This window comes from Nocardioides sp. BP30 (assembly GCF_029873215.1).
Lineage (GTDB): Bacteria > Actinomycetota > Actinomycetes > Propionibacteriales > Nocardioidaceae > Nocardioides.
This window is the reverse complement of record NZ_CP123620.1, coordinates 3,956,753-3,972,158: the sequence shown is the minus strand read 5'-3', so window position 1 is coordinate 3,972,158 and position 15,406 is coordinate 3,956,753. Positions and strand designations below refer to the sequence as shown.

13 protein-coding genes are annotated in these 15,406 nt (G+C 71.8%); 5 read left to right on the top strand and 8 right to left on the bottom strand.

All coding sequences use genetic code 11. From position 1 onward, the window contains the following. Positions 1 to 7 precede the first annotated feature (7 nt). From P5P86_RS18645 to gabT, 6 genes are all read right to left on the bottom strand, one after another. Positions 8 to 1,471 (bottom strand): flagellar hook-length control protein FliK, encoded by a 1,464-nt coding sequence (locus P5P86_RS18645; protein ID WP_280608945.1) that lies wholly within the window; start codon positions 1,469 to 1,471, stop codon positions 8 to 10. Then, positions 1,468 to 2,535, bottom strand: coding sequence for a transglycosylase SLT domain-containing protein (locus tag P5P86_RS18640; protein ID WP_280608944.1), 1,068 nt, complete (start codon positions 2,533 to 2,535; stop codon positions 1,468 to 1,470). The genes P5P86_RS18645 and P5P86_RS18640 overlap by 4 nt, the downstream gene beginning before the upstream one ends. After that, on the bottom strand, positions 2,532 to 2,975 hold the full coding sequence (locus tag P5P86_RS18635; RefSeq protein ID WP_280608943.1) for a flagellar FliJ family protein: 444 nt from the start codon (positions 2,973 to 2,975) through the stop codon (positions 2,532 to 2,534). Before P5P86_RS18635 ends, P5P86_RS18640 begins: the two co-directional genes overlap by 4 nt. 231 nt (positions 2,976 to 3,206) lie before the next feature. Continuing rightward, positions 3,207 to 4,646 (bottom strand): aspartate ammonia-lyase, encoded by a 1,440-nt coding sequence (locus P5P86_RS18630; RefSeq protein ID WP_280608942.1) that lies wholly within the window; start codon positions 4,644 to 4,646, stop codon positions 3,207 to 3,209. A 4-nt stretch (positions 4,647 to 4,650) separates the two neighbouring features. Next, positions 4,651 to 6,033: an NAD-dependent succinate-semialdehyde dehydrogenase gene (locus P5P86_RS18625; RefSeq protein WP_280608941.1), complete on the bottom strand. Its 1,383-nt coding sequence runs from the start codon at positions 6,031 to 6,033 to the stop codon at positions 4,651 to 4,653. Then, entirely contained in the window at positions 6,030 to 7,382 is a 1,353-nt protein-coding gene (gene gabT / locus P5P86_RS18620; protein WP_280608940.1) for a 4-aminobutyrate--2-oxoglutarate transaminase, read from the bottom strand. Before gabT ends, P5P86_RS18625 begins: the two co-directional genes overlap by 4 nt. Before the next feature lie 73 nt (positions 7,383 to 7,455). On the opposite strand from gabT, the gene P5P86_RS18615 reads away from it, so the two are divergent. After that, positions 7,456 to 8,349, top strand: a complete 894-nt coding sequence (locus P5P86_RS18615) for a LysR family transcriptional regulator (protein ID WP_280608939.1) — start codon at positions 7,456 to 7,458, stop codon at positions 8,347 to 8,349. A gap of 131 nt (positions 8,350 to 8,480) precedes the next feature. On the opposite strand, the gene P5P86_RS18610 is transcribed toward P5P86_RS18615, so the two are convergent. Then, positions 8,481 to 9,992, bottom strand: coding sequence for an APC family permease (locus P5P86_RS18610; RefSeq protein WP_280608938.1), 1,512 nt, complete (start codon positions 9,990 to 9,992; stop codon positions 8,481 to 8,483). A gap of 197 nt (positions 9,993 to 10,189) precedes the next feature. Here P5P86_RS18610 and P5P86_RS18605 point away from each other — a divergent pair, with 197 nt between their 5' ends. From P5P86_RS18605 to P5P86_RS18590, 4 genes are read left to right on the top strand one after another with little or no spacing between them, the layout of a single operon-like run. Next, on the top strand, positions 10,190 to 11,677 hold the full coding sequence (locus P5P86_RS18605; RefSeq protein ID WP_280608937.1) for an aldehyde dehydrogenase: 1,488 nt from the start codon (positions 10,190 to 10,192) through the stop codon (positions 11,675 to 11,677). A gap of 3 nt (positions 11,678 to 11,680) precedes the next feature. Beyond that, on the top strand, positions 11,681 to 12,640 hold the full coding sequence (locus P5P86_RS18600; protein ID WP_280608936.1) for a DODA-type extradiol aromatic ring-opening family dioxygenase: 960 nt from the start codon (positions 11,681 to 11,683) through the stop codon (positions 12,638 to 12,640). Positions 12,641 to 12,677: 37 nt separating this feature from the next. Beyond that, a complete protein-coding gene (locus P5P86_RS18595) occupies positions 12,678 to 13,538 on the top strand; it encodes a fumarylacetoacetate hydrolase family protein (protein WP_280608935.1) in 861 nt (286 codons plus the stop codon). A gap of 12 nt (positions 13,539 to 13,550) precedes the next feature. Beyond that, positions 13,551 to 14,288: a gamma-glutamyl-gamma-aminobutyrate hydrolase family protein gene (locus P5P86_RS18590; RefSeq protein ID WP_280608934.1), complete on the top strand. Its 738-nt coding sequence runs from the start codon at positions 13,551 to 13,553 to the stop codon at positions 14,286 to 14,288. Between the two features lie 42 nt (positions 14,289 to 14,330). On the opposite strand, the gene P5P86_RS18585 is transcribed toward P5P86_RS18590, so the two are convergent. Beyond that, entirely contained in the window at positions 14,331 to 15,341 is a 1,011-nt protein-coding gene (locus tag P5P86_RS18585; protein WP_280608933.1) for a type IV toxin-antitoxin system AbiEi family antitoxin domain-containing protein, read from the bottom strand. Positions 15,342 to 15,406: the final 65 nt, after the last annotated feature.

Here is a 15,406-nt window from a genome sequence, read left to right as displayed (position 1 = left end):
CCTCTGGTCAGATCAGCTGGTCCACGCCGGAGCTGGCGCGACGAGCGGTCGGGACGGACGGGTCGGACGGGTCGGACTCGAGTGCGGCGGGGGCGTCGCGCACGACGGGCTGGTCGGAGGAGCCGTACGACGCCGCGCGGCCGCGGCCGCCGCCGCTCGTGTCGGCCTGGGCCTGGGCCTGGGCCTGCGCTTGGGCCTGGGCGAAGGACTGCTGCCGGCCGCCGTCGGTGGCACTGCCGGTACCACCGTTGCCGGTGTTGGTGAGCGTCGCGCTGGTGCCGAGGTCGCGGAACCGCACGTCGGCGTCGGTGCCCACCGCCTCCAGCAGCCGGCGCAGCTCGGGTGCGCCGTGCTCCAGGGCGGTGCGGGCAGCGCCGTTGATGGGGTCGGTGGCGACGTCGACCTGGACAGAGCCCGCCCGGACGACGACGGTGACCCGCACCTCGCCGAGCTCCTCGGGGTGCAGGGTGATGGCGAGTCGGTGGGTGCCCGGGCTGCCGCCGGCGACCCGGGTCACCTCGGGGAAGACCTGGCGAAGCACGGCAGCGGTCTGCTCGGGCTGGGGGTCCGCCACCGAGCCGGCGGTTCCGGCGGCGGCGAGAGCGTCGGCGCCGGCCGCGGTCGCCGCGATGGAGGCGAGGGCATCGGCGGACACCGCCGTGGCCGCCGGACCGACGGTGAGCGACGCCGGGTCGGTCGCCGAGGTCGCCGAGGTCGTCGTTGCGTCGGCCGACCCCGACGACGCGGTCGACCCGCTCGACAGCGCGTCGGCGGCGTCGCCGGTCTTCGCCGAGCCGGTCGCCGTCACCGCCTGAGCGCCGTGGCGATGCGATGTCGTCTGTGGGGCAGTGGTGGTCAGCTCGCCGGTCAGCTGGGCGGCCAGCTGGGCGGTCAGGGTGCCGGCATCGCTCGCGGGGGTCTGAGTGGGCGTCGCCGAGGTGGTCGTCGCGGCACCGTTGGCAGGGGCGGCCGCGTCGTCGGAGCCTGATCCTGTCGCACCGGACTGCGCGGGAAGGCCGCCGGTCAGCCGGGTCAGCATCGACGCACCGGCCTGCTGAAGCGCCCCGGTGGTCATGCCGGTGGTGATGCCGGTGGTGATGCCTGGCGTGCCGCCGGCCTGGGCCGACGTCGGGTCGCCGGACGCGGGCGGCGCGGCCTGCGGGCTGCCGGTCGGGGTCTGCGCGACGGCGAGGGCCGCCGCGCTCGCCGTACCCGCTCCAGTACCGGTCGCGCCGGGGACGCCCGTGGGCATGCCGGGGACGGCGAGGTTCTGTCCCAGCGGGCCGACGCTGCCGACGGCGGCGGCGAGCTGCGCCAGGAAGCCGAGCGCGCTGTCGGCGCCGGCGGGGGAGCCCTGGCCGTTCTGGCCGCCCTGGCCGTGCTTGCCGAGGGCACCGGCGGCCTTGTGACCCGTCGAACCCGTCGAACCCGTCGACCCCGTCGACGTGGTCAGGAAGGGGGTGATGCTCACGTGGCCTCCGTCAGGGCGAGGACGTTGCGGACGTAGCTCTGCGTCTCGGCGTACGGCGGGACGCCGCCGTACTTGAGCACGGCGCCGGGACCGGCGTTGTAGGCCGCCACCGCCAGCGTGGTGCTGCCGCCGAAACGCTTCAGCAGGCTGGCCAGGTAGTCGGCGCCGCCGTTGATCGACTGGGTGGCGTCGAGCGGGTCGGTGACACCGAGCCCCTTCGCGGTGGCCGGCATCAGCTGCATGATGCCCTCGGCTCCGGCCCGGCTGACAGCGCTGGCGTTGAAGCCCGACTCCTGCTTGGCGACGGCGGCGATGAGGTCGGCCGGCACGCCGGTGCGCGCCGCGGCGGCGTTGATCACCGACGCGTACGGCGTCGCGCTGCCGACGCCGCTCGAGCCACCGGCCGTAGCCGTTGCGCCGAGCGCCGGGACCCGGGCTGAGGTGTCGGCGGAGGTGCCGAGCACGCGCTGGATCTTCGAGACCGGCTCGCCGAAGTCGGCGACCTTGATCTCCTTGACGCTCTGGCCGGTGTGCGGGGCCTCGATCATCATCCCGTCACCCTCGTAGATGGCGACGTGGTAGATCGGGGAGCCGAAGAAGAGCAGGTCGCCGGGCTGGGCGTCGGCGAGGCTGCCGACCGACGTACCGACTCCTGCCTGGTCGCGCGAGACGCGGGGGAGGTCGATGCCGAGGTCGCCGTAGACCTGCTGGACCAGGCCGCTGCAGTCGAGCCCCTTGCTCGGGTCCGTCCCGCCCCACAGGTAGGGCACACCGAGGTAGCGGCGGGCGTCGGTGACGACGTCGCTGCCGGTGGCACCGCTGGAGGTGCCGTAGCCCGGGGGCGGGGCGATGCTGGTGCCGTCGTTGGTCGCGACCAGACCGGTGCTGGCGGTGCCGGTGCTCGTGGTCGCCGCACGCAGCGCGGTGGAGAAGTCGGAGGAGGTCGTATCGGTGGTGGCGGCGGTCGTGGTCGTGCCGCTCAGGGCCGCGAGCTGGCTCTGGATCTGCTCGATCCGGCTGCTGATCTCGCTCAGGCCGCTGGCTTCGACGGTCATGCTGCTCATCGCCGTGCCTCCCGGGCCCAGCGCACCGACGCGAGGTCGTCGAGCTCCTTGGCCTCCGCCTTGGCCCGCTCGGCGCGGCGGCGGGCGGCCCGGCGCTCCAACAGGTTCTCCACCGCCGAGAGCTGGGCCTTGTCGGCGTGCCAGCGGTCGCGGGCACCCTCGACCACCGCGTGGTGGGAGGTGGCCTCGTCGCGGGCATCGCGCAGGTGGGCACCGAGCGCGGAGGCGCCGGACCGGAGGACCAGCAGCTCGGCCGGCGTGCGTGCGCCGTCGCCCGGAAGTGCGGCCAGTCGGTCGTGCAGCGTGCTCACGCGCTCCTCGAGCGCCTGCTGCTCGGCCAGCGCCAGCTGCAGACCCAGCCGGCTGTCGTGCTCCCGCACGCCGCGCACCCGCGCGACGGCGCGCAGGCCGCGATCGGCCGCGGAACGGGTAGCACTCAAGGCACGGGACTTTCTGGTGATGACACTGTGCCGATCCGTCGGCTCCGGTCTTGAGCGTTCCTTGCTCACCGGCTCCATCGGCGGACCGCCGGGGGACCTGAGCCGGTGTGCGAAGGAACGGAGAAATCCCCCTCAGCCGGAGCGGCACGGTGACGGTGCCGGCAGCTGCACAGCAGCCCAGAGGCCCCCGATCTCCGTGAGATCGAGGGCCCCTGGGGTCGTCTTCGCCGCTCAGGCCTCCAGCGCGGAGGCCGGCGTCGGCCGCTGCAGGTTGGCCAGCACCTCCGGCCGCAGCACCTCGGCCAGCTGTCCGGCATCCATCAGGCCGCGCTCGACGACCAGCTCGGCGACACCGCGGCCGGTGACGAGCGCCTCCTGGGCGATCTCGGTCGCGGCGCGGTAGCCGATGTAGGGGTTGAGCGCGGTCACCAGGCCGATCGAGTTCTCCACCGCCAGGCGGAGCACCTCCCGGTTGGCGGTGATGCCGTCCACGCACTTCTCCGCCAGCACGATCATCGCCTGCCGCATCCGCCACAACCCGGCGGAGAGCGAGTAGCCGATCACCGGCTCGAAGGCGTTGAGCTGGAGCTGGCCGGCCTCGGCCGCCATCGAGACGGTGACGTCGAAGCCGATCACCTCGAAGGCCACCTGGTTGACCACCTCGGGGATCACCGGGTTGACCTTGCCCGGCATGATGCTGGACCCGGCCTGGCGGGCCGGCAGGTTGATCTCGCCCAGACCGGCGCGCGGACCGGAGGAGAGCAGCCGCAGGTCGTTGCAGACCTTGCTGATCTTCACCGCGACCCGCTTGAGCACGCCGGAGAGGTGGACGAAGGCACCGCAGTCCTGGGTGGCCTCCACCAGGTCGGCGGCCGTCACGAGCGGAAGCTCGGTGATGCGGGCGAGGTGGGCGCGGGCCGCCTCGACGTACCCGGCGGGGGCGTTGAGCTGGGTGCCGATCGCCGTCGCGCCGAGGTTGATCTCGTAGAGCATCGCGACGGCCTCGGCCAACCGGGCGCGGTCCTCGCCGAGCATGACGGCATAGGCGTTGAACTCCTGGCCGAGCGTCATCGGTACGGCGTCCTGCAGCTGGGTGCGACCCATCTTCAAGACGTCGTGGAACTCCTCGGCCTTGCGGGCGAAGCTGGCCTCGAGCTGTGCCATCGCCTCGAGCAGCGCGTAGGTCGCCTTGACGATCGCGATCTTGACGGCGGTCGGGTAGACGTCGTTCGTCGACTGGCTGAGGTTGACGTGCTCGTTGGGGTGCAGCACGTCGTAGCTGCCCTTGGGGTGACCCAGCAGTTCGAGCGCCCGGTTGGCGATGACCTCGTTGGCGTTCATGTTGGTCGAGGTGCCGGCTCCGCCCTGGATGACGTCCACGACGAACTGGGAGGCCAGCGCCCCGCCGCGGATCTCCGCGCACGCCGTCTGGATCGCCGCGAACCGCTCGTCGTCGAGCAGGCCGAGGTCGTGGTTGGCGCACGCGGCCGCCTCCTTCACCGAGGCGAGTGCCTCGGTCAGGTAGGGGCTGGAGCCGATCGCGATGCCGGTGATGGGGAAGTTCTCCAGGGCCCGCAGGGTGTGCACGCCCCAGTAGACCTCCGCGGGAACTTCCCGATCGCCGAGCAGGTCGTGCTCGATGCGGGCTGCCTGCGTCTCCGTGTCGGTCATCGGCTCAGCTCCAGTCCACGCTGAGGTACTGCGTCTCGGTGAAGGCGAGCAGGCCCTCGCGGGCACCCTCGCGACCCAGGCCGCTCTGCTTCACGCCGCCGAACGGCGCGGCCGGGTCGGAGACCAGGCCGCGATTGACGCCGACCATGCCCGCGTCGAAGCGCTCGGCGAGGCTGATCGCCCGCTTGAGGTCGCCGGAGAAGACGTACGCCGCCAGGCCGTACTCGCTGCCGTTGACGTAGGCCAGCAGCTGCTCGTCGTCCTCCCAGGTCACCACCGGGGCGATCGGGGCGAAGAGCTCGTCGTTGACCACCGCGGCAGCGGGGTCGACCTCGGTGAGCAGCGTCGGTGCGAGGAAGTGGCCGGGCAGGTCCGGCAGCTGGGCCTGGGCGGCGATCCGGGCGCCGGCGTCGACGGCGGCGTCCAGGGTCGCGGTGGTCCGCTGCAGCGCCCGGGCCGTGATCAGCGGGCCGATCTCGGCGCCGTCCATCGCGCTGCCGACGGCGAGCTTCTCGATCGCGGCGCCGAGCCGGGCGGAGAACTCCTCGGCGACGGCGCTGTGCACGTAGAGCCGGTTGGCGGCGGTGCAGGCCTGCCCGCCGTTGCGGAACTTGGCGATCATCGCGCCCGCCACCGCAGCATCGAGGTCGGCGTCCTCGGCGACCACGAACGGGGCGTTACCGCCGAGCTCCATCGAGGCGTTGACGACGCGCTCGGCGGCCTGCTTGAGCAGCTGCCGGCCGACCCCGGTCGAGCCGGTGAAGGAGATCTTGCGCACCCGGGCGTCGTTCAGCCAGGCGCCCACGACGTCGGGGGCGTTGGTGGTCGGGACGATCTGCAGCGCGCCCTCGGGCAGACCCGCCTCGATCAGCAGCTCGCCGATGGCGAGCGCCGTCAACGGGGTCTCCTCGGCCGGCTTGAGCACGGCGGTGCAGCCGGCGGCGAGCGCCGGACCGATCTTGCGGGTCGCCATGGCGGCCGGGAAGTTCCACGGGGTCACCAGCGCCGCCACCCCGACGGGACGGTGGGTGACGATGGTGCGGGTGCCGCCGGCGGGGGACTCGCCGTAGTCGCCGCCAGGACGGACCGCCTCCTCGCTGAACCAGCGGAAGAACTCGGCGGCGTAGGTGACCTCGGCGCCTGCGTCGGCGAGCGACTTGCCGTTCTCCCGCGAGATCAGGGTCGCGAGCCGGTCCCGATCGCGCAGCATGAGCTCGAACGTCTTGCGCAGCACGTCGCTGCGCCGGCGGGGTGCCGTGGCGGCCCACTCGCCGAAGGCGGCGTGGGCGACGTCGACGGCTCTGACGGCGTCCTCGACGCCCAGGTCGGGGACCTCCTCGATCGGCTCGAGCGTTGCCGGGTCCTCGACGGTGAAACGCTTGCTCACGCGAGGTCACCCACGATCTGCTCGAGGATGTCGAACGCCTCGTGGAGCAGGGCGTCACTGATGCTCAGCGGCGGCAGGAACCGGAAGACGTTGCCGTAGGTGCCGCAGGTCAGCACGATGACGCCGGCCTGGTGGGCGGCCGAGGCGATCGCCTTGGTGAGCTCGGCGTCGGGCTCGGTGGTGCCGGGCTTGCACAGCTCGACGGCGACCATGGCGCCGCGCCCGCGGATGTCGGCGAGGGCGGGGTGCTCGGACTGCAGCTTGGCGAGGCGGCTGGTGAGGATCTCCTCGATCTCGCGCGCCCGGGCGTTGAGGTCGTGCTCCTTCATCTCGGCGATGGCGCCGAGGGCCGCCGCCGCCGCGACGGGGTTCCCGCCGTACGTGCCGCCCAGGCCGCCGCCGTGGACGGAGTCCATGATCTCGGCGCGGCCGGTGACCGCCGCCAGCGGCAGGCCGCCGGCGATGCCCTTGGCGGTGGTGATCAGGTCGGGGACGACGCCCTCGTGCTGCACGGCGAACCACTCGCCGGTGCGGCAGAAGCCGGCCTGGATCTCGTCGGCGACGAAGACGACGCCGTTCGCGGTGCACCAGGCGGCGATGGCCGTCAGGAAGCCGTCGGCGGGGACGATGAAGCCGCCCTCGCCCTGGATCGGCTCGATCACGACGCAGGCGACCTGGTCGCCGCCGACCTGCTTCTCGATCACGTCGATGGCGCGGGCCGCGGCCTCGGCGCCGGACAGGCCGCCGTCGCGCAGCGGGTAGGACATCGGGGCGCGGTAGACCTCGCCGGCGAAGGGACCGAAGCCGTGCTTGTAGGGCATCTGCTTGGCCGTCATCGCCATCGTGAGGTTGGTCCGGCCGTGGTAGGCGTGGTCGAAGACGACGACCGCGTCGCGCTTGGTGTAGGCGCGGGCGATCTTGACGGCGTTCTCGACGGCCTCGGCGCCGGAGTTGAACAGCGCCGACTTCTTCGCGTGGGTGCCGGGCGTCAGCTCGGACAGTGCCTCGCAGACCTCCACGTAGGCGTCGTACGGCGTCACCATGAAGCAGGTGTGGGTGAAGGCGTCGAGCTGCGCCTTCGCGCGCTCCACGACGGCGGGCGCCGAGCTGCCCACGGTCGTGACGGCGATGCCCGAGCCCAGGTCGATGAGGTGGTTGCCGTCGACGTCGACGACGATGCCGCCGGCCGCACGCTCGGCGAAGACCGGCATGGTGGTGCCGACGCCGGCGGCCACGGCCGCCTGCTTGCGGGCCATCAGCTCGGTCGAGCGCGGACCCGGGAGGTCGGTGACGAGGCGGCGCTCCTGGGCCACCCCGTTGAGGGTGCTGGTGTCGGTGGAGGTGGTCATACCGCCAGTCTGCGCCGGGCCTCCTATGCTGTCCAATACTTCTTCCGACTCCTTCCCATGCCCAGGAGGCATGATGCAGCTGCGCCACCTGCACTACCTGGTCGCCGTCGCCGACGCGGGCAGCGTCAGCGCGGCGGCGGAGCGGGTGCACGTGACCCAACCGGCGCTGTCCCGCCAGCTTCGCCAGCTGGAGGACGAGCTCGGCGTCGAGCTCTTCGAGCGGGGCGCGGGGCGGCTGCGGCTGAGCAGGACCGGTCGCGAGCTGCTGCCCGCCGTACGCCGTCTGCTCGCCGACGCCGCGGCGCTCGAGGCGACGGCGGCCTACCACGCGCAGGGTCGGATCTCGCGGCTCCGGGTGGCGGCGCCGATGGTGACGATGACCGACGTGGTCTCGCCCTTCGTGGCGACGATGGCGCCCGACGAGCCGGTCGTCGACGTGGTCGCGGGCGACGGGCTCTCCACCACCTCGATGCTGGAGGCGGGCGCCGACCTGGCGATCGGCACCGATCGGCCGGGCCGGCCCTACCGCTGGCTGCCGCTGGCGGTCCTGCCGGTGCTGGCCTACGTCCGCGCCGAGGACCCCTGGGCGACCCGCGTCCGGGTCCCGCTCGAGGAACTCGTCCAGCGCCCGCTGATCGGATTGCCTTCGACGTTCACCGCGCGGGAGTCGCTCGACGCGGCCTTGGTCTCCTCAGGTCTCTCGGCGCCGGACTTCGCCGAGGTCGCCAACGGCACCGTCGCCCAGGCGCTCGCCGCCTCGGGGCGCGGGGTGGCAGTGGTCTCCGACGACGCCCGGTTCGGGCTGGTGCCTCTCGCCATCGGGCTGCGCGGGCAGCAGGCGGCGGACCTCAGCGTGCGGCTGGTGGCGGCCTGGGACGGGCGCAGCGTGGCGACGTACTCGCTGCAGGCCATCGCCGTACGGCTGAGCGGCTGGGCGACCGCGCACTACGGCGTGCCGCGCGAATAGCTCGAGACGTCAGGAACGGCGGGTCGAGACGTCAGGAATGGCGGGTCGAGACGTCAGGAACGGCGGGTCGAGTGCCCACTCGACCCGCCATTCCTGACGTTTGAACCCGCCGAAAGTGACCTCTCGCGGGATCAGCTGACCAAGTCGGCCATCGCGTCGGCGTTCTCGGTGCTCCGGCGCAGGGCGCCGACGACCAGGCCGACGACCAGGCTGATCGCGGGCAGCAGGACCAGGAACCAGCCGAGCGTGCTCAGACCGAAGGACTGGGTGGTCGGGTCGACGCCCTTGGCGACGGTGCCGGCGAGCAGGCCGAATCGGGCCATCACGAGGTAGAACGCCATGCCCAGCCCGATGATCGAGAGGACCGGCGCGAGGATCGTCTTCCACCAGTGCGGCGCGTTGCGGAAATAGACGATCACCGAGAGCGAGACCAGGGCCTCGACCAGCAGGATCGCCAGGACCGTCATCGAGCTGAACCAGCTGAACATGTTCAGGAACGGGTCCTTGTGGGCCGCGGCGAAGATCACGATCACCGCGCCCGCGACGACCGAGGTGGCGACGGCGCCGTAGACCGGGGCACCGTGCCGGTTGACCCGGTCGAGCGCGCGCGGGAGGACCCGGGCGCGGCCGAGGGCGAAGAAGTAGCGTGCGGCGCTGTTCTGGAACGCGAGCAGCCCGGCGAAGAGCGAGCTGAGCACCAGCCAGCTCATCAAGGTGGCCATCCAGCCGCCGACGAACTCGCGGGCCACGGAGTAGACCACCTCGGCCGGGTTGGCCAGGCCGTCGGAGATCTTCATGACGTTGTCGACCGGGTGGTCGCTGCCGATGCCGCTGACGATCGCCCACGAGGTCAGGGCGAAGAGCGCGGCGATGAGCACGATCGCGGTGTAGGTGGCGATCGGGACCGCCCGCTTGGGATCCTTCGTCTCCTCGGCGTAGATGGCTGTCGCCTCGAACCCGATGAAGGAGGCGAAGGCGAAGGCCAGCGCGATCCCGGCGCCGCCGTTGAGCCCGCCGGCGAAGACGTGGCTCGGGGCGAACGAGGCGGCGAGGTCGAGGCCGTCGGGGCCGCCGCCCTGGAAGATCACGGCAAGCGCCGTGACGAAGAGGGAGAGCACCTCCAGGCCCATCAGCAGCCCCAGCACCTTGGCGCCGATGTCGACCTGCAGGATCGAGAGGGCCGTGACGACGGCCCAGGCGATGAGGCACCACACCCACCAGTGGAAGTTGGTGCCGAGCTTGTCGTTGAGCTGCGTGGCGGCGACGGAGCCGAAGAACCCGTAGATGGCCAGTTGCACGGCGAGATAGGCGACCAGCGAGACGAAGGCCGAGCCGACGCCTGCGACGCTGCCGAGTCCGCGGCCGACGTAGGCGTAGAACGCGCCGGCGTTGCTGACCTCGTGGCTCATCGTCGAGTAGCCGACGCTGAAGAGGAGGAGCACGATGCCGGCCACCAGGTAGGCGCCCGGAGCGCCGGCGCCGTTGCCGAGGCCGATGGCCACCGGTACCGCGCCGGTCATGCCGACGAGCGGTGCTGCGGCGGCGACCACGAAGAAGACGATGCCGGCGATGCCGAGGCGGTTGGCGGCCAGGCTCTCGCCGGTGTCGGAGCCGGGAGCGGCAGGCTCAGTGGGTGCGGTCATCGGGAACCTCCTGGGGCGGTGACGCACGGGTTTGTGATGTAGCGCACGCACAGTAGTTTGCTTCCAAACGACCTGTCGAGAGGTTCTGGGAAAAATGTTTGTTGCCAAACGATTGCCTTGACCACCGCGGTCCCGAGCAATACGTTTGGATCCAAACGATCGTGGGGGCGCAGTGCCGCGCCGCTGATGGAGGAGCCATGGACCTGCCCAGGAATGAGCACATCGCCACCGTCGAGGGTGTCGATGTCGATGTCCGCCACTGGATCGGCGGCGAGCGCGTCGCCTCGGACCGGACCTTCGACGACATCTCCCCGATCGACGAGACGGTCATCGCGCGGGTGCACGCCGCCGGCGCCGACGAGGTGGACCGGGCCGTGGCGGCCGCTCGGGCTGCCTTCCCGACCTGGGCCGCGCTCGGCGTCGCGGGGCGCGCGGCGATCCTGCGACGCGTCGCCGAGGGCATCGAGGCGCGGATCGAGGATCTCGCCCGGGTGGAGACGCGTGACAACGGCTCGCTCATCCGCAGCCACCGCCGCGGCGTCATGCCGCGGGTGGCGATGAACTTCCGCGCCTTCGCCGACTTCGCCGAGCACAAGCTCTCCCACCCGGACATGGAGGTGCCGGGTCGCGGCCACCGCCAGCGGATCAGCTACGACCCCGCCGGGGTGGTAGCGATCATCACGCCGTGGAACGCACCGCTGATGCTCGCCACCTGGCGGATCGGCCCGGCGCTCGCTGCGGGCAACACCGTCGTCGTCAAGCCGCCGGAGTGGGCGCCGCTGACCGCCAGCCTGCTGGCCGACATCATGCACGAGGCGGGCGTCCCCGACGGTGTGTTCAACGTCGTGCAGGGCACCGGCGCCGAGGCTGGTGCACCGCTCACCGCGCACCCCGGCATCAACCGGCTCGCGTTCACCGGCTCGGTGCCGACCGCCGGCGTGATCGCCAAGGCTGCGGCGGAGAACATCGTGCCCCTCTCCTACGAGCTCGGCGGCAAGTCGCCGCTGGTCGTGCTCGAGGACGCCGACCTCGACCTCGCCGTCGAGATCGCCGTGGAGCAGTTCGACAACGCCGGCCAGGTCTGCCTCAAGGCGGCTCGGATGCTGGTGCACTCCTCGCTGGTCGAGGAGTTCACCGCCCGGGTCGTGGCCGGTGCCGAGAAGCTGGTCCAGGGTGATCCCCGCGAGGAGGGCACCGACGTCTCCGCGCTCATCTCGCGCCGGCACTTCGACCAGATCAGCGGCTTCGTGGACCGGGCCCTGGCCGACGGTGCCACGGCGCTGCTGGGCGGCGGCCCGAACGAGGATCTCGGCGGCCTGTACTTCCGGCCCACGATCCTGGTCGGCGCGCCCGAGGACGCCGAGATCATGACCGAGGAGGTCTTCGGGCCGGTCGTCACGATCCAGTCCTTCGAGACCGAGGAGGAGGCAGTGGCCAAGGCGAACGACACCCGCTTCGGGCTGGCCGCCACGCTCGTCACCGGGAGCAAGGAGGCGGCGGAGCGGGTCTCGGCCCAGCTCGACGCCGGGACGGTCTGGGTCAACTGCTTCTTCGTCCGCGACCTGGAGGCCCCCTTCGGCGGCAACGGCAAGTCCGGCATCGGTCGGGAGGGCGGCCTGTGGTCCTTCGACTTCTACACCGACATCAAGAACAGCGTGTTCAGCCCCGGCGGCTGGAAGGAGTGAGTCATGGGTGAGGTGGTGGGCGCCGGTCTGCTGGCGCACGTCCCGACGATCGTCCTGCCCGAGGAGATCCGTCGCGAGCTCAACAACGGTGAGGACAGCACCCTGGTCTCGGGCCTGCACGAGCTGCGCCGCGAGGTGTTCGACACGCTCGACTACGACACCGTCGTCGTCCTCGACTCGCACTGGGCCACGACCGTGGAGTTCGTGGTGACAGCACAGGACCGGCGCAGCGGCCTGTTCACCTCCGAGGAGCTGCCGCGGGGGATGGAGCGGCGGCACTACGACTTCGCGGGCGACCCGGAGCTGGCCAAGGCGATCGCTGCCAAGGCGCCGGAGAACTCGACGTGGATCACGGCGATCGAGGACCACTCGCTGCCGATCTTCTACGCCACCACCAACCTGTGGGAGTTCCTGGGCCGAGGCCTGCCGGAGAAGCGGTGGATCTCGATCGGCGTGTGCCAGACCGCCGACGCCGAGGACTGCTACCGGCTGGGCCGCGCCCTCGGCCAGGCCATCGCGGAATCGGACCGCAAGGTCCTGCTGATCGCCTCCGGTGCGCTCTCACACACGTTCTGGCCGCTGCGCAAGCTGCGCGACCACGAGGCTGCCGGGCACGAGCACATCTTCAGTCCCGAGGCGCTGGCGGCCGACCTCGAACGGATCGAGTGGTTCAAGGCCGGCGACCACGAGCGTGTGCTCGACACGATGGACGAGTTCTACCGCTACAGGCCCGAGGCGAAGTTCATGCACTACCTGATGATGGCTGGGGCGTTGGGCGAGGAGGCCTGCACCGCCCCCGCGCGCCAGTACGGCGAGTACGAGAACTCGGTCGGCACCGGCCAGGTGCACCTGTGGTTCGACCGGCCCGAGGGTGGCTTCCCTGCACCCAAGCGGACCCCGCCGGACCCCGAGTTCGCTCGTCAGACCGGCCTTGCGGGCGCCGACGTGCCCGCCGCGGGCTGACCTCCTCACGACCACCCGAGAAGAAAGAGACCTCCCGATGACCCTGCGCGAGACCCGCCGCATCCTGCTCGACGGCAACGCCGTCGACGTCGTCCGTGACGGCGAGGACCTGGTCGCGGGCGACGGCCGCGTCGTCGCCATCGCCGACGCGATCCACCTGCCGCCGGTCACCCCGCAGAAGATCATCTGCGTGCACCTGAACTACTCCAGTCGGGTCGAGGAGTTCGGCACCACGCTGCCGCCGGCGCCGACGTACTTCCACAAGCCGGTGACAGCGCTCAACGCTCACGACGCCGCCGTGGTGCGCCCCGAGGGCTGCCAGTGGCTCAACTACGAGGGCGAGATCGCGATCGTGATCGGCAGGACCGCTCGCAACATCTCTCCGGCAGAGGCGGGGGACTACATCCGCGGCTACACCGTCGCCAACGACTACGGCCTGCACGACTTCCGCGACACCGACTCCGGGTCGATGCTGCGGGTCAAGGGCGCCGACACGCTGTGCCCGGTCGGGCCCGGCGTGATCGAGGGCTGGGACTTCCGCGGCAAGCGGATCCGCACGCTGGTCAACGGCGAGGTCAAGCAGGACGGCACCACCGACGAGATGGAGTGGGACATGCACTACCTCGTCGCCGACATCGCGCGCACGATCACCCTGCACCCCGGTGACCTGCTGCTGTCGGGCACGCCGGCGATCTCTCGCACCGTCTACCCCGGCGACGTCGTCGAGGTCGAGGTCGAGGGTCTGGGCACGCTGCGCAACCACATCGTGTCCGGACCCACCCCGATCCGCACCGACGTGGGCGCCCAGCCGACCGAGTCCGAGGAGGTCCTCTCCACGGCCAAGGGCGGCGACTGGGAGTTCCGCGGGATCCGCAAGCCGCAGCCGCCGACGCATTGAGCAGGGGCAGCGATGAGCACCGCTGAGACGATCGGCCGCCGGCCGAGGATCGTGATCCCGGCTCGGTTCTCGCAGAGCGCCTCGGCGCTGCGGTACGGCGCCGAGGTGACCTCGCGCAACCTCCTCGAGGGGGTCTGGGCCGCGGGAGGTGAGCCGCTGGTGCTGCACCCGCACGCGCCCGGCGGCGTCGCCGACCTCGACGAGGTGGCGGCGCGACTCGAGCTGGCCGACGGCGTACTGCTGCCCGGTGGCGGGGACCTCGCCGCCCACTGGACGGGCCAGCAGCCGCACCCGACCCTCTACGACGTCGACGAGGAGCAGGACGCCTTCGACCTCGCGCTCGCGCGCGTCGCGCTCGAGCGGGGGATCCCGCTGCTCGCGATCTGCCGGGGGCTGCAGGTGGTCAACGCCGCCCTCGGCGGCACCGTCGTGCAGGACATGGACGGCGCGTACGGCGAGGGTCGCCACCACCGTCATCGCGTGCACGCGACGGCCGTCGACCCCGACTCCGCCCTCGCCGGCGCGCTGGGGGAGAAGCTGGACGTCAGCTGCTACCACCACCAGTGCCTGGCCACCCTCGGCGCCGGCCTGCGGGTGGTGGCGCGGGCCGCCGACGAGGTGATCGAGGCGGTCGAGCTGGACGGTGCCCGGGGCTGGTTCCTGGGGGTGCAGTGGCATCCCGAGGACACCTGGGCGCAGAACGACGCCCAGCTGGGGGTGCTGCGGGCGCTGGTCGACGCCGCGCGCTGATCGTGGAGGGTGGAGCGCACCAGGTGCGCACAACCCTCCACGCTAGGGGACGCCGACCGCGCAAGCCGGTCCGCACGCCAGCGGCGTGCCGCGCCAGCCGCGCTGTTGCAGCACCGTAGCGACACGCTGAGCAGTCGCACATGGGGTGCCGAAGACCTGGCGCCAGCGCAGCCTCAGGGTGACGATCGCCGCTGCCGCGTCGGCCAGATCACGGTCGGCGTCGCGGTTCTGTGCCTCCCACGAGGAGTGCCCCAGGACCCCGTCGAGCTCCACCACGACGGCGTAGTCGAGGTACTCGACATCGCGGTACTGGTTGCCTCCGGGCGTTCGTCGCTGCACCTGTCGCGTCGAGGATGGCAGACCATGCGCACGTTCGACGCGGGTGAGGTAGCCGTGCTCGAGGACCGAGTGCACACCCGAGGCGACATCCTCCAGGAGCGCCGCGACGAAGGCGCGCCGCCGCAGCCGCCGACGTCTGCCCAGGGCTGACACGAGCCGGTCGACACCGATCTCCCGCGAGCGGGCGGCATCGGTGAGGAGACGGACGACGTCCAGCTCGGTGGCCGCGACGTCGACGAGCATCAGCACAGCATCTTCGCGGCGCATCCGCGGCGGTTCAGCCTTCCACTGCGCCACCGCGTCCAACCCGCGCACCCGATGCACTCGCACTCCATCGGGGGCGGCGACCCGGCGCGATGCGTCGATTGCGACGTCGACGAGCTCGGCCGCTGGATCCGGCGCGATCAGGGTCCGTCCGCACACGACCGCAGGCGCGATGGCGAGCACCGCCGCCCAGACTCGTTGGTCGAAGGTCAGCTCACCGGTGTGATCGACGTACACCGTGCGGTGGATCTGTCGCAGGCTGCGGCGACGCACCAGGCGGTCGATGTCGGAGCGGTCCAGCCCCGCCGCGCGCAACTCTCCTCGGGTGACCACGCCGTGGCGGTGGAGCATCGTGAGCCCGATCCGGGTGGCGGCGAAGTCCGCGGCGCGACGCTCGGCGGCGTCAGTGAGACGGGACGCCTTGGTGCGAGCGAGCTCCTCGGGAGTCATGCCGGGAGGATCCCCGCGCGACGACCTCGCGAACCCGCCGTTCAGGCGCCTGTGGAAATCATCGT